Annotated in this window: 16 protein-coding genes; 6 read left to right on the top strand and 10 right to left on the bottom strand. The window is 56.0% G+C overall.

The annotated features are described in order from the left end of the window. The first annotated feature begins 63 nt into the window (after positions 1-63). The 3 genes from ACMV5I_RS09430 to sugE all read left to right on the top strand — a co-directional run bounded on the left by ACMV5I_RS09430 (position 64) and on the right by sugE (position 993). Entirely contained in the window at positions 64-195 is a 132-nt protein-coding gene (locus ACMV5I_RS09430) for an entericidin A/B family lipoprotein (protein ID WP_021182099.1), read from the top strand. 120 nt (positions 196-315) lie between these two features. Then, on the top strand, positions 316-447 hold the full coding sequence (locus tag ACMV5I_RS09425; RefSeq protein WP_021807577.1) for an entericidin A/B family lipoprotein: 132 nt from the start codon (positions 316-318) through the stop codon (positions 445-447). A gap of 228 nt (positions 448-675) precedes the next feature. Continuing rightward, on the top strand, positions 676-993 hold the full coding sequence (sugE, locus tag ACMV5I_RS09420) for a quaternary ammonium compound efflux SMR transporter SugE (protein ID WP_021182101.1): 318 nt from the start codon (positions 676-678) through the stop codon (positions 991-993). Here the strand turns inward: sugE and blc are convergent. The 5 genes from blc to frdA all read right to left on the bottom strand — a co-directional run bounded on the left by blc (position 987) and on the right by frdA (position 4,926). After that, the gene (gene blc, locus ACMV5I_RS09415) at positions 987-1,520 is read right to left on the bottom strand and encodes an outer membrane lipoprotein Blc (protein WP_202673013.1); all 534 of its coding nucleotides are present in this window, start codon (positions 1,518-1,520) and stop codon (positions 987-989) included. The genes sugE and blc overlap by 7 nt on opposite strands. Before the next feature lie 95 nt (positions 1,521-1,615). Further along, entirely contained in the window at positions 1,616-1,975 is a 360-nt protein-coding gene (frdD, locus tag ACMV5I_RS09410; protein WP_021182103.1) for a fumarate reductase subunit FrdD, read from the bottom strand. A gap of 12 nt (positions 1,976-1,987) precedes the next feature. Then, positions 1,988-2,380, bottom strand: coding sequence for a fumarate reductase subunit FrdC (gene frdC / locus ACMV5I_RS09405; protein ID WP_021182104.1), 393 nt, complete (start codon positions 2,378-2,380; stop codon positions 1,988-1,990). Positions 2,381-2,396: 16 nt separating this feature from the next. After that, positions 2,397-3,131 (bottom strand): succinate dehydrogenase/fumarate reductase iron-sulfur subunit, encoded by a 735-nt coding sequence (locus ACMV5I_RS09400; RefSeq protein ID WP_024484774.1) that lies wholly within the window; start codon positions 3,129-3,131, stop codon positions 2,397-2,399. Beyond that, positions 3,124-4,926 carry a fumarate reductase (quinol) flavoprotein subunit gene (gene frdA, locus ACMV5I_RS09395; RefSeq protein WP_024484775.1) on the bottom strand — a complete coding sequence of 601 codons (1,803 nt, stop codon included), beginning with the start codon at positions 4,924-4,926 and terminating at the stop codon, positions 3,124-3,126. Before frdA ends, ACMV5I_RS09400 begins: the two co-directional genes overlap by 8 nt. 403 nt (positions 4,927-5,329) lie before the next feature. Here frdA and epmA point away from each other — a divergent pair, with 403 nt between their 5' ends. After that, positions 5,330-6,307: an elongation factor P--(R)-beta-lysine ligase gene (epmA, locus tag ACMV5I_RS09390; protein ID WP_065684070.1), complete on the top strand. Its 978-nt coding sequence runs from the start codon at positions 5,330-5,332 to the stop codon at positions 6,305-6,307. 113 nt (positions 6,308-6,420) lie between these two features. Here epmA and mscM read toward each other — a convergent pair whose 3' ends face one another. The 3 genes from mscM to rsgA all read right to left on the bottom strand — a co-directional run bounded on the left by mscM (position 6,421) and on the right by rsgA (position 11,785). Then, the gene (mscM, locus tag ACMV5I_RS09385) at positions 6,421-9,774 is read right to left on the bottom strand and encodes a miniconductance mechanosensitive channel MscM (RefSeq protein WP_414824192.1); all 3,354 of its coding nucleotides are present in this window, start codon (positions 9,772-9,774) and stop codon (positions 6,421-6,423) included. 4 nt (positions 9,775-9,778) lie between these two features. After that, entirely contained in the window at positions 9,779-10,672 is an 894-nt protein-coding gene (gene asd, locus ACMV5I_RS09380) for an archaetidylserine decarboxylase (protein WP_174334392.1), read from the bottom strand. Between the two features lie 63 nt (positions 10,673-10,735). Beyond that, positions 10,736-11,785 (bottom strand): small ribosomal subunit biogenesis GTPase RsgA, encoded by a 1,050-nt coding sequence (gene rsgA, locus ACMV5I_RS09375; protein ID WP_021182110.1) that lies wholly within the window; start codon positions 11,783-11,785, stop codon positions 10,736-10,738. A gap of 162 nt (positions 11,786-11,947) precedes the next feature. Between rsgA and orn the strand changes: the two genes are divergently transcribed. Further along, on the top strand, positions 11,948-12,493 hold the full coding sequence (gene orn / locus ACMV5I_RS09370; RefSeq protein ID WP_021182111.1) for an oligoribonuclease: 546 nt from the start codon (positions 11,948-11,950) through the stop codon (positions 12,491-12,493). A 62-nt stretch (positions 12,494-12,555) separates the two neighbouring features. Here the strand turns inward: orn and ACMV5I_RS09365 are convergent, their stop codons facing one another. After that, entirely contained in the window at positions 12,556-14,082 is a 1,527-nt protein-coding gene (locus ACMV5I_RS09365; RefSeq protein ID WP_202673015.1) for a DHA2 family efflux MFS transporter permease subunit, read from the bottom strand. Further along, on the bottom strand, positions 14,079-15,245 hold the full coding sequence (locus tag ACMV5I_RS09360; protein ID WP_414824191.1) for an efflux RND transporter periplasmic adaptor subunit: 1,167 nt from the start codon (positions 15,243-15,245) through the stop codon (positions 14,079-14,081). The genes ACMV5I_RS09365 and ACMV5I_RS09360 overlap by 4 nt, the downstream gene beginning before the upstream one ends. A 102-nt stretch (positions 15,246-15,347) precedes the next feature. Here ACMV5I_RS09360 and ACMV5I_RS09355 point away from each other — a divergent pair, with 102 nt between their 5' ends. Further along, entirely contained in the window at positions 15,348-16,166 is an 819-nt protein-coding gene (locus ACMV5I_RS09355; protein WP_202810408.1) for an AraC family transcriptional regulator, read from the top strand. Positions 16,167-16,274 lie beyond the last annotated feature (108 nt).

Below are 16,274 nucleotides of genomic sequence, written 5' to 3'. Positions count from 1 at the left end.
ATACAGAGGAACCCCCGTGGTTCCTCTGTATTATCCCTTCCCGTCACTCGTTGGCAGAACCGCATGATGAAGAAAACGCTGTTGGCCGTGGTCTCTCTGTTGTTGCTGATGTCTCTCAGCGGCTGTAATACCTTCCGTGGTTTTGGTGAAGACGTTCAACACCTCGGCGGTGCGATTTCCCGCAGCGCTGGCTGAAATCAATTAGCGCCATTAATCGGATAATACAGAAAAATCCGTTTATTCCGGCAACCCTCCTGATTTTTACTACGCTTAGAGAGCTACACTTTTTCACTAATAACGAATAAGGGTAATCTTATGCTGAAGAAAACTATTTTCGCCATTTTTTCCTTGTTGATCCTGTCATCGCTGGTGGGCTGTAATACTACCGAAGGCGTGGGCAAAGATGTTGAAGCTGGTGGTCAGGCGATCCAGCGTAGCGCACAGTAATTAAGACCGCACATTGGGGCACTGCATGTTGCTAAACGGGCGCAGCGTGCAGCGCCCCTACAGTCGAACATGTTCGGCACCGGCAAATATGAGCAACCTCGCCATTTCGTCGCCTTGTGACTTGCCATCTTCGTTGGTTATAATCCACGTCTTCAATCAGCCAAGTGGGACGACCCGCCTGCGCTTCTGTTGTCTGGGGACGACCCCATCAGTTCTGGAGCCAGTGTCATGGCATGGATAATTTTGCTTTTTGCGGGCCTGTTAGAGGTCGTCTGGGCTATTGGCCTGAAATATACCCACGGTTTTACCCGTTTGACCCCCAGTTTGATTACCGTCGCTGCGATGGTGGTGAGCATGGTGTTGCTGGCGCACGCCATGAAAACGTTGCCTGCGGGCACGGCTTACGCCGTGTGGACCGGGATTGGGGCGGTGGGCGCGGCGGTAATGGGCATGGTGCTGCTCGGTGAGTCGACCAACATCATGCGTATTCTCAGCCTGTGCCTGATCGTGGCCGGGATCCTGGGGCTAAAATTCAGCAGTCAATGAGTGGGCTGCTGATTGACCCAGATTAACGCTTCGGTATCAAAGCCGTAGCCCTTGGCAATCTGCACCAGTCTGTCGCGCGTGGCGGCTTCCAACGTCGGCGTGCGCGACAATATCCACAGATAGTCGCGGTTTGGGCCACAAACCAGCGCATAACGGTACTCCGGATCGAGTTCGATGACGTTATAGCCGCCATAGAAAGGGCCGAAGAATGAAACTTTCAGCGAGGCCGTCTGCGGCGAGCCGATAAAGTACGCCTTGCCTTCGCTCTCCTGCCACTGCTGTTTTTTGCTATCGAAACCCCGGTTAATCACCTTCAGGCCACCATCTGTACGCGGGCTGTAATTGGCCGTAACCTGCTCCAGGCCTCGTTCAAAGCGATGATCCAGACGCGCGATTTCATACCAGGTGCCCAGATAGCGTTTGCTATCGAAGTTATCTATGACCTTGACGTCCTTCGGGGGTGTCACGCTACAGGCAACGGAAACGAGGGCGGATAAAATGACGCACAGCTTTGACCAAAAACGCATGGGTGACTCCTGTTTTTCAGTTACAGATAAACAGTGTAGTCGAAAGAGTGGGAGTAGCGGAATAGGCGGCCAACGGGAGTTGGCCGCCAGAGGTCTTACAGCGTGACGACCCCGATCAGGGTAACGACGCTCAGGATAGCTGCCAGGCCGTAGAACACCCATTTGCCTGCAGGCACGTGGATTTTCAGATCGTGCATGGCATGGTGGATACGGTGTAGCCCGCACCACAATGGCAAAATGATCATCAGCAGCAGGAACAGGCGGCCGATCCAGCTTTGGCAAAACGCCAGGACGCGCTCATAACCTAAAGCTTCGCCGGGGAACAGGCCGAGTGGCAACAGGATGCCGACCAGCAGCACGATAGCCGGAGCAACGATCGCTCCCCACATACCGCCAGCGCCAAATAATCCCCAGAAAACCGGCTCGTCAGAGCGCTTAGGTGATTGATTTATCATGTTTCCTCCGGATTACAGTAACGCTACGGCGAGAATGATCACGGTGACGACGATCGTCACTGCCCACAGCGCCTTAACGATTGGCTCCGGCCCCATTTTCTCGCTGTTGACGACGATATTGGCGGCTTTCGGTGCCAGATCGAACCAGGTTTTGGTATGCAGCGCGGCGGCCAGCAGGGCGATGATGTTAATCAGCAGCACCAGCGGGTTTTGCAGGAAGCCGACAAACCCGGCCCAGCTTTCAGGGCCACCCTTCAGGGCAAAGACGCCGTAGATCAGCACGATGCTGAACCACACCGCCAGCACCGAAGTGCCTTCACGCAGCATGTAGAAACGGTAGAAACCCAGCTTTTGCCACCAGGTAGGAGTCATGGTACGCACATAGGGCTTACGTTGTGTTGTCATTGCTGTCTCCCCTCCCTTATTGCGGTTTCAGCATTGCGATCATGAAGTCTTTGGCACTCTCTACCTTGCCCTGCTGGATCGCAGCGGCCGGGTCGACGTGTTTTGGACAGACTTCAGAGCAGTAGCCAACAAACGTACAGGACCAGACACCGTTCTGGCCGTTAAGCAGCGGCATACGCTGTTTCTTGCCGTGGTCGCGGTTATCCAGGTTATAACGGTGTGCCAGCGTAATCGCTGCCGGGCCGATAAACTCCTGATTCAGGCCGAACTGTGGGCAAGCGGCATAGCACAGGCCACAGTTGATGCAGCCGGAGAACTGGTGATACTTCGCCATTTGCGCCGGGGTCTGCACGTTCGGGCCATCTTCCGGCTTGCGATCGTTGCCGATGATGTAAGGCTTAATCGCTTCCAGGCTCTCGATAAAGTGGGTCATATCCACCACCAGATCGCGCTCGATCGGGAAGTTGCCCAACGCCTCAACCTTCATGCCATCGGTATATTCACGCAGGAAGGTTTTACAGGCCAGCTTAGGCACGCGGTTGACCATCATGCCGCAAGAGCCACAGATGGCCATACGGCACGACCAGCGATAGGACAGGTCTGGTGCCAGGTTATCTTTGATATAACCCAGTGCGTCCAGCAGCGAAGTCTGCTCATCGTAAGGCACGCTGAAGGTCTCGAAATGCGGCTCTGCGTCGCGTTCCGGGTTATAGCGCATGACCTCGATTTTCAGGGTTTTCAGCTCAGCCATTCGCCTGCTCCTTATCCTTTCTCTCTTTGTCCTGCGCTTCGGCTGCTGCGCCATAAACACGCTTGGCCGGTGGCAGTTTGGTAATTTTCACGTCGCTGTACTCCAGGCGTGGTGCACCGTTCGGGTTATGGAACGCCAGCGTATGTTTCAGGAAGTTCACGTCGTCACGCTCGGTACAACCTTCGTCGAGACGCTGGTGTGCGCCGCGCGATTCTTTACGGTTGAAGGCCGAGTGCGCCATACATTCGGCAACGTCCAGGCCATAGCCCAGCTCGATGGTGTACAGCAGATCGGTGTTGAACACGCTGGAGTTGTCGGTAATTTTGACGCGCTTGAAGCGCTCTTTCAGCTCCGCCAGCTTATCGATGGTTTTCTGCATCAGCTCCGGCGTACGGTAGATACCACAGCCTTCTTCCATCGACAGACCCATTTCATCGCGGATCTTCGACCAGTTCTCGCTACCTTCCTGCTTCATCAGGTTGCTGAGGCGGGTTTCCACGTCGCGGCCTTGTGCTTCCAAAGCGCTGCCGTTGGCCGGGCCACTTTCCAGCGCGCGGCGTGCTGCGTGTTCACCTGCCACACGCCCAAACACCACCAGCTCAGCCAGCGAGTTGGAGCCCAGGCGGTTCGCGCCGTGCAGACCAACCGAGGAACATTCGCCGACGGCGAACAGGCCTTTGATGCGGGTTTCACAGTTCTGATCGGTTTCGATACCGCCCATGGTGTAGTGCGCGGTTGGACGGACCGGGATTGGATCCTTAACGGGATCGACCCCCACGTAGGCTTTCGACAGTTCACAGATGAACGGCAGACGTTCCAGCAGTTTCTTCTCGCCCAGGTGGCGCAGATCCAGATAGACCACGTCGCCGCGCGGGGTGGCGATGGTGCGGCCAGCACGCCATTCATGCCAGAAAGCCTGCGACACTTTGTCACGCGGGCCCAGCTCCATATATTTGTTTCTTGGCTCGCCCAGCGGGGTTTCCGGGCCCATACCGTAGTCTTGCAGGTAGCGGTAGCCGTCTTTGTTAACCAGAATACCGCCTTCACCGCGGCAGCCTTCAGTCATCAGGATACCTGAGCCTGGTAGGCCGGTTGGGTGATATTGCACAAATTCCATGTCGCGCAGTGGCACGCCGTGGTGGAACGCCATCCCCATACCGTCGCCGGTGACGATGCCGCCGTTGGTGTTATAGCGATAAACGCGGCCAGCACCGCCGGTGGCCATGATGACGGCGTTGGCACGGATCTGCACTCGGGTGCCTTCCATCATGTTCATGGCAACCACGCCGCGCGCCTGGCCATCATCTACCAGTACGTCCAGCACGAAGTGCTCGTCGAAACGTTGGATTTGCGGATACTTCAGCGAAGTCTGGAACAGGGTGTGCAGCATGTGGAAGCCGGTTTTATCGGCGGCAAACCAGGTACGTTCAATCTTCATGCCACCAAAGCGGCGCACGTTGACCGAACCGTCTGGCTTACGGCTCCACGGGCAACCCCATTGCTCCAACTGGGCCATTTCACGTGGGCAGCTGTGAACAAAGTGATCGACCACGTCCTGCTCACACAGCCAGTCGCCACCGGCTACGGTGTCCTGGAAGTGATAGTCGTAGCTGTCGTGATCCTGAGTGACTGCGGCGGAGCCCCCTTCGGCGGCTACCGTGTGGCTACGCATTGGATATACTTTAGATATCAGCGCGATTTTCAGTTGGGGATTGGCTTCCGCGGCGGCTATAGCGGCCCGTAAACCAGCTCCCCCGGCACCAATGATGGCTAGGTCGGCGTTAAAGGTTTGCACTGCACTCCTCCAATGTTCTCGTTAAAACGACAATTTAATTAATCTATGCTTAATATTTATAAAGGTGCTTCGGGTGCTAAGCTAAATTCAGTGACTTTTTAAACTAAACACTAAGGATAGATTACCGCTACCGAATATAGGGTTATCACTATACCTAAAGTTAAGTAGTAGAAATTTGATGTGATCGATTGTTTTGCCTTTTAACCGTTACGCAAGAGGCATTCCTGCAAAAATAAGGTGTTGCCTCGCCTTTGTCTTTGATTAGCGTGATTGTCGGTGGTTTATATGGCTTATATGTTTTTTATGATTTTAATGTAGACCAGCGCACACAATAGCCAAGAATTTGTTTGCTTGAGAGGATGCGAGTAGACTGCACCCCCTGTTTGATTTCGGAGTAATTACCATGAGCGAAACGGCAAGCTGGCAGCCAAGTGCACCCATCGCCAATTTGTTGAAGCGCGCAGCGATACTGGCTGAGATCCGGCGTTTCTTTGCCGATCGTGGCGTATTGGAGGTTGAGACCCCGGCCATGAGCCAGGCGACAGTCACCGACATCCACCTGGTCCCGTTCCAGACGCGTTTCGTCGGCCCGGGCGCGGCAGATGGCCTGACGCTGTACATGATGACCAGCCCGGAATACCACATGAAGCGCCTGCTGGCGGCAGGGAGCGGCCCGATCTATCAGATGGGGCGCAGCTTCCGTAATGAAGAAGCGGGGCGGCATCACAACCCTGAATTCACCATGCTGGAATGGTATCGCCCGCACTATGATATGTACCGCCTGATGAACGAGGTGGACGATCTGCTGCAACAGGTACTGGATTGCGACAGTGCCGAAACCCTGTCCTATCAGCAGGCGTTCCTGCGCCATCTGGATCTCGATCCGCTGTCGGCAGAGAAGGCACAGTTGCGCGAGGCTGCGGCCAAGCTCGATCTGAGCAACATTGCCGATACGGAAGAAGACCGCGATACCTTGCTGCAACTGCTGTTTACCGTGGGCGTCGAGCCCCATATCGGCCGTGATAAACCGGCATTCGTTTACCACTTCCCGGCTTCACAGGCCTCGCTGGCAGAGATCAGCACCGAAGATCACCGTGTCGCGGAGCGGTTCGAGGTCTATTTCAAAGGCCTTGAGCTGGCGAATGGTTTCCGCGAGTTGACCGACGGCGATGAGCAACGCCAGCGCTTTACGCAGGACAATCGTAAACGCGTAGCGCGTGGCTTGCCGGAGCACCCGATTGATAACAATCTGCTGGATGCCTTGAAGCATGGTATGCCGGAGTGTGCTGGCGTGGCATTGGGCGTCGATCGTTTGGTGATGTTGGCGTTGGGAGCCGAAAGCCTGAGCGAAGTGATCGCGTTTCCGGTCAGCCGGGCATAACCGCGTCCTCGTGCAATGTAGGGGCGAACATGTTTGACCGTAGGGGCGCTGCATGTGCGCCCGTTTTTTATCCAGTAAAAAGGGTTCGGTTTGTTGCCGAACCCTTTTTGCTTCTATAGCCCGCCCGACTCGCGGCGTGTATTGCGCGGTGGGGTTGAAGGCGGCGTACGGCCATTACTGGTCATGCGCGACAGCGTCTCGGTGCGAACCTGGAACGGTGGGTATGGCAGCGTGATGCCGTGTTCTCGGTAACCCGCCAGGATCAACTGGTGGATCTCATGGCGTAACGGCATGCGGTGGCCCATTTCGGCGGCGTAGATGCGCAGTTCGAAGATCTGAATACCCTGTTGCAGATCGACCAGATAGGCTTCCGGTGTTGGGTTATCCAGCACCAGTGAGCAACGTTCGGCCGAGTTGATCAGGATCTTGGTCACTTCTTCCGTATTCGCCTCTGCCGGTGCCGGTACGGTCAGCACCACACGGGTCAGCGTGTCCGACAGCGACCAGTTGATAAACTGCTCGGTAATAAAGGCCTTGTTAGGCACGATAATCTCTTTGCGGTCCCAGTCTGAAATAGTGGTGGCGCGGGTATTGATCTTGGTTACGGTGCCCGTCAGGTTACGGATCGTCACCGTATCGCCGATGCGGATCGGTTTTTCAAACAGAATGATCAGGCCAGAAATAAAGTTGGAGAAGATCTCCTGCATACCAAAGCCCAAGCCCACGCTGAGCGCGGTGACCACCCATTGCAGTTTCGACCACTCGATACCGATCCAGGAAAAGCTGAGGATCGCCCCGAACAGCAGCAACAGATACTTGGTGATGGTGGTAATGGCGTAGCCGGTGCCTGGCGTCAGATCCAGGTGCTGCAACACCGCCAACTCGAGCAACGCTGGCAGGTTACGCACCAGCTGCATGGTGACGATCAGCACCAGGATGGCGATCAGCAGCGCCCCCAAGGTGATCGGCTGAGCGATATCAATGCCATTCACCGTGGAATTGACATCCCAGAGCTTGATATTTTCCAGGAAGCCGAAGGCCGAGTGGATCTCTGACCACAGGACGATCACCGAGACCAGTGCCACCATCGTCAGGATCGAACGCACCAACCTCAGAGACTGGGCGCTGATGGCATCCAGATCGATTTCCGTCTCATCTACCTCAATCGCACCTTCAATGCTGTTAGGGGTATGTGAGGATTCTTCTTCGCCTTTGGCACGCTGCGCCAGGATATCGGCACGGCGCTGTTTGGCACGGTCAAAGGCGATGCGGCGACGTTGGATCAGCATCCAGCGGCGGATAATGTGGTAAATCACCAACAGCAGGAACCAGATGGCAACCGAGGTCTCCAGGCGTGCCAACAGTTTCTGTGCGGTGGTCAGATAGCCGACGGTGGAAGCCAACGCAGCAATCAGCGGTGCGGAAAGCAATAGCCCCCACAACGCGGTGTTGATCATGTTTTCGCCGGAGCCTTTGTTATCCAGATACAGTGGAATACCGGCCCGCTTCAAGCTGTTGGTGACCAGAGCCAGCGCCAGACAGAGCAGAATGAAGCACAGGCGGCCAAGGGTGTTGGCGAATTCGCGATCGTTGAGATTGTCGAAGGTGATCAGCGCCATAATCAACGGCACGATCAGCCAGATCGACATCTGGTAATAACGCATGGCGCGGGAAACCTGTTTCACCGGCCAGCGGAAATGCACGATGAATAACCCTTGCGGGTGGGCGAAGGCGGCGCTGATCATACAGATCCACAGCACTGGCAGCGTGGCGGTGACGCCCTCACCGATCGCGACGGCTACCGGATACGGCCAGGCATTCTGCAAGCCAAAGCCTAGCGCTGCCCACAAGACCGGCAGCGGCAAGGCCACCAGGATTGACCAAAATACGGTACGCAACGTCAGCAGGAATTCATCTTGCGTGACCTTGCCCACTCTGCTGCTGGCCCGCGCCAGGAACGCATGGTAATGCTTACGCGAACTGATGCTGAAAATCACCAACAGCACCGCACCAAACAGCGGGATCAAGGTTTCCCGGCTAGTGACCATCATCACGAAGGCGCCGCTGAGCTGCGTCAGGGTATCCAGTGACAGTACACGGGTCAGATCTTGTGCCACATTGAGCGGATACGACAGGGTGATAGGGCTGATGTCTGGCACCCAGAACAGATAGCGGTGCGCTGCATCCTGAATTTCGTTCAGCGCATCGACCAACTGGGTGTTGGCCACCTTCAGCTTGGTCAGCTCAAGGATCTGGGTATCGCAGCCGGACAGCAGCGAATTCAACAGATCACGCTGGGTGCGTAGCTGAGCATCGACGATACGCTGCTGGGCGCTGGTCAGGGGGCTACCGTCGTCTTGTTTAAACTCTTTGGCTCGCTGTGGCAGGCTTTCCAGCTGGTTTTCAAAATTCAGGCGTTGAACGCGCAGATCGGCCATGGCGCTGTCCAACTGCCGGGGTTTTGGCATTTCTGGCAAGATGGCGACCTGGGCGCGCAGGGTTTCCCCCAGCGCAGTAGAGGCGCTCAACCATTGGGACTGCTCAATGATGGTGCTCAACGCCTGGCGTACCTGCAGCGTTTGTGCGGCGGCCTGGCGCTGTTGGGAAGAGATCAGATCCATCTGTTGCGCCTGATCGTTCAGCGCAGCAGAAAGTTCACGGTTGATTTGCAGCTGCTTGCGTAGGCTGGCGGGTAAATCGCCGTTCTGTTCGGCCAATTGCTCGGTTTTTTCCAGCGCCCGTTCCGCTTCCCGCTGGCGTTGGCTGTTGAGGTTGTTACGCAGCGCCTGTAACTGAACATCAATTTTTTCATGCCGCGTTTTGTAGACATCGGCACGCATCCGAGCCAGTTCCTGGCGGTTATTGGCCGAGAGTTGAGCCAGATCCAGCTCATCCACTTTCGCTTTACGTGCCGCTGCCTCTGCCTGTAACAGGGCAAGCTGCGCCAGTGCCAATGGCGTAGTTTGGTTATTGCCCTGAGCTTGTAGACGGCGCTGAACTTCCGTTAACGCGCGCCGGGCTTCGGTTTGTTGGTGTGGCAGTTGGCTGAGAGAGTCGCTGATTTCGCGTGTCCGGTCCTGCTCCTGTTGCAACAGGCGGGCCTGTTCCAGCAGTTGGCTGCTGGTTTGCAGGATTAACTGTTCCAGATCGCTGGCGGGCAGGTTCTCGCCGTTGGGCAGGATTTTGGTTTCTTCGAGGGTGAGCTGGCGGCGCAGTTCCTGCGTCATCTTCGGGAAATCGTCGATCACCCGCTGATACTGCTGGGAATTGTTCTGCGACTCTTTGCGTTCGGTGAGCCAGTTGATGGCGCTTTGCAGCGCCTCAACCGTTTCCGCCTGATTAGGCGCGTTTTTATTGCCCTCGGCCAGCTTCAATTCTTGCCGTAACTGGGACTCGTTGGGGATCGCGGCGGCGAGAACCGGCTGGATCAGTAGCAGGCTGAGCAATAAAGCGATAATCAGGCGCACAGCATCAATTCCCTTCGAAGGTGGCTTCTGGCGCGGCTGCGGCTTCAGCAAAAGCCTGGCCCATCCGGGTTACGGTGCCGTTGTTCAGGTGCGGAGCGAACTGTACGCTGCCAGGTGTGAACAGGTTGATGACCGTGGAACCGAGTTTGAAGCGGCCCATCTCTTCACCTTTAACCAGTTGGATCGCGCCTTCCATGCCTTCGGCTGGATAGGTCCAGCGGCGGATGATGCCTTCGCGGGGTGGCGTGACGGTACCGGCCCAGACGGTTTCGATGCTGCCCACAATAGTCGCACCGACCAGGATCTGCACCATCGGCCCAAAGGCGGTATCGAATACGCAGATCACACGCTCATTGCGCGCAAACAGATTCGGCACGTTGGCGGCGGTTAGCGGATTGACCGAGAACAGATCGCCCGGTACGTAGATCATTTCGCGCAGTATGCCGTCACAAGGCATATGGACGCGGTGATAGTCGCTTGGGGCCAGATAGGTGGTGGCGAACAGGCCGTTACGGAAAGGCTCCGCCAACAGATAGTTGCCAGCCAACAGGGCTTCCAGCGTGTAATTATGGCCTTTGGCCTGGAAAATCTGATCGTCGCGGATCGCACCGAGCTGGCTGATGGCACCATCTGCTGGCAGTGCCAGCACGTGAGGCTCCGCTACGATCGGGCGTGCGCCATCACGTAATGGACGAACGAAGAATTCATTGAATGTGGCATAGGAGGCTAAATCCGGGTTCTGTGCTTCCTGCATCTGCACGCGGTAATAGCGGGCAAACGCTTTTACCACCAGCTTCGTCAGCCAGCCGGCCTTTTTATCTGCGCCCCAGCCCGCCAGGCGGGTTAACGCCAGCTTTGGCAGCCAATACTGTAATTTAATCTTGATGCTATCCAGCACATTAACCTCTTGAAAGGGGATATAAGGGCGGGGGGGCGATTAGCGCAACCCCCGCACTGTGGATCAGTTATCTGCGTCCGGGAAGTTTTTGCGGGTTTTAACCTGCGCCATGCTTTCCAGGATGCGGTGATAGTTGTCGAAACGCTCTTTGGCTATCGCGCCACTTTCCATCGCGGCGCGAATGGCGCAGCCCGGATCGGTGTCGTGGCGGCAGTCGCGGAATTTACAACCGCCCAAATAGTCGCGGAATTCGACATAGGCCTGGGTGACTTGCTCTGGCTCCAGATGCCACAGACCAAATTCACGCACGCCAGGGGAGTCGATAACATCACCGCCATGTTGGAAGTGATACAAGCGCGCCGCCGTGGTGGTATGTTGCCCCAGGCCGGAGACGTCGGAAACCTGATTTACCAGAATTTGCTTTTCCGTCTGCGGCAGCAGGGCGTTCAACAGGCTGGATTTGCCCACACCGGACTGCCCGGCAAAGATGCTGATACGGTCGACCAGCGCCTGTTCAAAGGCTTCCATCCCTTCGCGGGTCTGGCTGGACACTTCGAGAACGCGGTAGCCAATATGGCGATAGATGTCCATCATTCCGTCGACCACCTTACGCGCTGCGGCGTCCAGCAGGTCGATCTTGTTGAGCACGATCAGCGGCTCGACTTGCAGCGTTTCGCAGGCGACCAGATAGCGATCGATCATATTGAGTGAAAGTTCGGGCAAAATGGCCGACACGATGACGATCTGATCGATATTGGCGGCGATGGGTTTAACGCCGTCGTAGAAATCAGGGCGGTTCAGCACCGAGGTGCGTTCATGCACCGCTTCTACGATGCCTTTGACCCCCGCATGAGTGCCTACACCAGGGCGCCAGACCACGCGATCGCCGGTAACCAGCGAACGTAGAGTGCGGCGAATGTTGCAGCGATGCTGGACGCCGTCTGCGGCTTCCACGTCGGCATGCATGCCAAAGCGGCTGATGACGATCCCGTCTTGCGGTTCGCCCAATTGGGAATCATCCAGCTCCGGCTTGTTGTCAGTACGCTTCAGGCGACGCTGATGGTTGGCCTGTACGCGGCGTTCTTGACCTTTGGACAGTTTGTTCTTACTCACTGAGCCTCACTTGAATCGGCATTTATCGCTCGGGGCGAGCAAAAAGGCTATGATACACGCTATTTTATATTAAATAACCGTTCTTGACCGCCACGCACGCTGGCATTAGCCGCGGGTTTGCCCGTGGTTTATTTATCTTTCGGCTTTTACGCAGGAAAAATCATGACAGGAAACGAAAACAACCTGATTTGGATCGATCTGGAGATGACCGGGTTGGACCCTGAACGCGATCGCATTATCGAGATCGCGACATTGGTGACCGATGCCAATTTGAATATCCTTGCCGAAGGACCGGTGATCGCGGTGCATCAATCAGATGAGCAACTGGCGCGAATGGATGACTGGAATGTGCGCACGCATACCGGCAGTGGGCTGGTGGAGCGCGTTAAAGCCAGCAAGCATGACGATCGTGCCGCCGAGCTGGCGACTATCGCTTTCCTGCAAGCGTGGGTGCCAGCAGGTAAATCACCTATCTGTGGCAACAGCGTTGGCCAGGATCGCCGTTTCCTGTTCCGCTATATGCCGCTGCTGGAAGCCTACTTCCATTACCGTTATCTGGACGTCAGCACCCTGAAAGAGCTGGCGCGCCGCTGGAAACCGGAGATCCTGCCAGGCTTCAAAAAGCAGGGCACTCACCAGGCGTTGGATGATATCCGCGAATCCGTTGCGGAACTGGCGTACTACCGCGAGCATTTTATTCAGCTGTAGCCGGGAGCAGGTTCATAAAAGGGGGCGGAGGAGTAATCCACGCCCCCTTTTCTATTGGGGATCTAGGGTTTGGCTTTAGGAACGAAGGGCGGTTTGGCAAACCAAACCAGCACGATGGCTAGCAGAAACACGCCAGCCAGCGCATAAGAAATATCATTGAAGGCGATCTGTGCGGCCTGTTCGGAGACCAGGTTATTCAGCCGTTCATATCCTGACTGCGCCTGGCCCAACCCTAAAGTTGTGACCGCCTGACGAGTCTCTTGATCGTAGACGGTCAGGGATTCGCCTAATTGGGCGTGATGGGAAACCGCACGGCGATCCCACATCAAGGTCGTAATGGAGACTGCCAGGCTGGCACCTAACGTACGCATAAAGGTGGCAAGCCCTGAGCCTGCCGCAATCTCGTCCGGCTTGAGATCGGAGAGCAAGATGGCGTTGATCGGCATGATAAAGAGTGCCAGCCCGAGCCCCTGCAGCAGTTGGATCAGCGCGATATGTTGGAAATCAATATCAATGACAAAGCCTGAGCGCAGGTAAGAGGCCGTGGCCAGCAGGATGAAAGCGCCGCATACCAGCCAGCGCATGTTGAAACGCGGCGCATATTTGCCCATAAAGGGCATCAGCAGCAGCGGCAAAATCCCCATGGGGGCAACGGCTAACCCTGCCCAGATGGGGGGGTAGCCCAAGGTACGCTGTAGCCAAAGCGGCATGATGACGTTGGTGGCGTAAAAAGCGGAATAGGCACCTATCAGCGCAAGCGTGCCCACCCGGAAATTGCGATGACGAAATAGCTGCAAATTAACGATCGGTTGTGAGTCGGTCAGTTCCCAGATAACAAAAAACAGCAAGCTGACCACGGCGACGATAGCCAGCAAGACGATCTGGGTAGAGTTGAACCAATCCTCTTCATTGCCTTTATCCAGCAAGATCTGGAGTGCGCCCACCCCCAGGATCAACGCGACTAGCCCAACGCGATCCACCTTGGCACGCATGGTGCTCTCGGGGCGGCCATGCATTTGGCTGGCAACCAGGGTGCAGGCAAAAATGCCGACCGGGATATTGATCAGGAAGGTCCAGCGCCATGAATAAAAATCGGTGATCCACCCACCGAGCAAGGGGCCCGCAACTGGAGCGACCACGGTGACCATGGCGATCATGGACAGGGCATACCCTCGTTTTTCTGGCGGATAAATCGACAACATCAGCGCTTGGGTTGTCGGGATCAGTGGCCCGGCTACGGCTCCTTGTAACACACGGCAGAGAATTAACATTTCCATATTGATGGCCATTCCGCACGCTAATGAGGCGGCAGTGAACAATCCCATTGACCAGAGAAACAGCCGCAGCTGGCCAATGCGACGCACCAGAAAACCCGTGAGTGGCAAGGCAATCGCATTGCTGGCGGCAAAACTGGTGATCACCCAGGCGCTTTGGCTACTGCTGGCTCCCAGATTACCGGCAATGGTCGGCAGGGAGACATTGGCGATAGTGCCATCAAGCACGTACATAAATACTGCCAGAGCCAGACCAAAGGTGGTCCAGTTGACGCTGGGGGGGCGGAAATCCTGGGCGGGGATCGTGGGACTCATAAATTCCCCCCATTAGCCTTAACGATCCGTTCGATCAGGGTGTCTGACTGGCTCAGTTGATCGCGGTAGACATCGGTAGCCAGCAAGGGCTCTGGCGAGCGTTGAGCTAATAGCGCACCGCTACGGTCATGCAAATCAACATTGACCTGCATGGACAAGCCAACGCGCAACGGGTGGCTGATAAGCTGCTCAGGCTGGGTGAGGGCAATTCGTACCGGCACCCGTTGAACAATCTTGATCCAGTTCCCAGTGGCGTTTTGTGCGGGCAGCAACGCAAACGCAGCACCGGTCCCAATACTCAGATGCTGTACCTGACCGTTATAGCGAATGGTTTTGCCATAGACATCGGCATAGATCTCTACTGGTTGACCGATGCGAATATCACGCAGTTGGGCCTCGGTGAAATTAGCCTCGACCCAGACTTTATCCAGCGGTACGACGGCCATTAGCGCTTCGCCTGGCTGTACACGCTGGCCCAACTGCACCTTACGTTTGGCGACATACCCCGTGACTGGGGTGACGATGGTGGTGCGTGAACGATCGAGGAAAGCGACACGCAATGCCGCTATCGCTGCCAGCACTTCGGGGTGTGAAGCCAGGCTGGTGTTATCCACTAATGAGAGATTTTGCTGGTACTGTTGCTCGATAGCCTCCAGCGCGCTCTGTGCCTCCAGAAAGGCGTTATTGGCGTGTGCTAACTCCTCTTTGGAGATGGCGCCAGAAAGGGTGAGGGCACGGCGCCGTTGGTAATCGGCGCGCGCTTTGTCCCGCGTGGCTTGGCGGGCAGCGATTTCGGCCTTGGCACCGCTGACCGCACTAAACAAACCTCGCACTTTACGCACCACGTTGGCCAGATGGGCCTCGGCATTGTCCAGTGCCAGTTGGCTGTCGTCAGGATCAAGCATAACCAGCGTATCGCCAGCGAACACCCATTCACCGTCATCGACGTTGATGGAGACCACGGTGCCATGAAACTGTGGCGTGATCTGTACGACGTCACCCTGAACATAGGCGTTATCGGTGCTGGCATACCAGCGACCATACATGCCATACCATCCCCCCCAGAGGATGGCGGCAAGCAGACAGGCTGCCCCCAGTAAATACAGCAGCCAAGGGCGTTTACTTTTCGCGGGGGTGGGGGGAGTGGTCTTAACATTGTTCATTAGGCACCTCTGGTTGGTCAAAGAGCGGAGAAAGTATGAATAATGGACAACTGGCGAAAAGTTGGATAACGTTATTTATGCTAAAAATAATGAGAAGCAGTCATGACGGTAGCGGCGCTTGCTAATCATCCATCCGATCTCAGTGAACGTGCCGATGGCCCTTCGCTGATTGCTGTGTGGGGTGAAGACGATCCGGGTCTTGAGTTTCGTCTGGGGACGCGTGAATACGATTGGCATCAGCATTTGCGGGGGCAGTTGTTCTGCGTGGAGAACGGCTTGTTGCATGTTCGCACCAGACAGGGATCCTGGCTGTTACCACCGAATCGCGCTGGCTGGATACCCTCACATGAGCCGCACAAAGTCAGCATCAGCGGCGTCATGAGCGGCTGGACGGTGTTGATTACGCCTGATGCGAGCAAAGCGTTGCCCGATCAACCCTGCGTGATTGGTATCAGTGAGTTGATGAATGCGTTGGTACGCCGTGCGGTGTCCTGGTCGTTTGAAGAGACTTTGCAGGCTGAACAGGAGCGGATGATTGCGGTGTTGTTGGATGAAATCCGGCGTTCGCCTCATCAGCCGCTGCATTTGAGAATGCCTACCGACCGGCGCTTATTGCGGATCACCAATGCGATCCTTGCCGAACCTGATGACACGCGGACCTTGCAAGCTTGGGCAGCTTGGGGAGGGCTTTCGCCTAGCACCCTGTCGCGTTTGTTTATGGCCGAGACGGGCAACAGTTTTGCACAATGGCGTCAACAGGCAAGGTTGTCTCACGCGTTGGAAATGCTGGCTAATGGTATGTCTGTGAGCAGTATTGCTGATGCCTTGGGGTACGCGACCCCCAGCAACTTTATTGCGATGTTCAGACGGTGTTTCGGCGATTCTCCCGCCCATTATTTCTCCAAGCGTAAGTCGCTGTGAGTTGAACCATTGGTTGTTCACCGTGATGAGGGACCAAATCCTGACCTTGGTTGCCCGCAAAACAGGTTTTTGCCTATCCCGGCGCGAAAATTCACCATTTCGGTGCTT

Source organism: Serratia sp. T13T92, assembly GCF_047530105.1.
In the GTDB taxonomy this organism is placed as follows: domain Bacteria; phylum Pseudomonadota; class Gammaproteobacteria; order Enterobacterales; family Enterobacteriaceae; genus Chania; species Chania fonticola.
Note: the sequence above shows the minus strand (reverse complement) of the source record. Positions and strands in the feature narration are given on the sequence as shown.

Excerpts from the sequence above, each read along its gene's own strand:
- ACMV5I_RS09430 (WP_021182099.1), top strand. The coding sequence starts at position 64 with ATGATGAAGAAAACGCTGTTGGCCGTGGTCTCTCTGTTGTTGCTGATG.
- ACMV5I_RS09425 (WP_021807577.1), top strand. The coding sequence starts at position 316 with ATGCTGAAGAAAACTATTTTCGCCATTTTTTCCTTGTTGATCCTGTCA.
- sugE (WP_021182101.1), top strand. The coding sequence starts at position 676 with ATGGCATGGATAATTTTGCTTTTTGCGGGCCTGTTAGAGGTCGTCTGG.
- blc (WP_202673013.1), bottom strand. The coding sequence starts at position 1,520 with ATGCGTTTTTGGTCAAAGCTGTGCGTCATTTTATCCGCCCTCGTTTCC.
- frdD (WP_021182103.1), bottom strand. The coding sequence starts at position 1,975 with ATGATAAATCAATCACCTAAGCGCTCTGACGAGCCGGTTTTCTGGGGA.
- frdC (WP_021182104.1), bottom strand. The coding sequence starts at position 2,380 with ATGACAACACAACGTAAGCCCTATGTGCGTACCATGACTCCTACCTGG.
- ACMV5I_RS09400 (WP_024484774.1), bottom strand. The coding sequence starts at position 3,131 with ATGGCTGAGCTGAAAACCCTGAAAATCGAGGTCATGCGCTATAACCCG.
- epmA (WP_065684070.1), top strand. The coding sequence starts at position 5,330 with ATGAGCGAAACGGCAAGCTGGCAGCCAAGTGCACCCATCGCCAATTTG.
- orn (WP_021182111.1), top strand. The coding sequence starts at position 11,948 with ATGACAGGAAACGAAAACAACCTGATTTGGATCGATCTGGAGATGACC.
- ACMV5I_RS09365 (WP_202673015.1), bottom strand. The coding sequence starts at position 14,082 with ATGAGTCCCACGATCCCCGCCCAGGATTTCCGCCCCCCCAGCGTCAAC.
- ACMV5I_RS09360 (WP_414824191.1), bottom strand. The coding sequence starts at position 15,245 with ATGAACAATGTTAAGACCACTCCCCCCACCCCCGCGAAAAGTAAACGC.
- ACMV5I_RS09355 (WP_202810408.1), top strand. The coding sequence starts at position 15,348 with ATGACGGTAGCGGCGCTTGCTAATCATCCATCCGATCTCAGTGAACGT.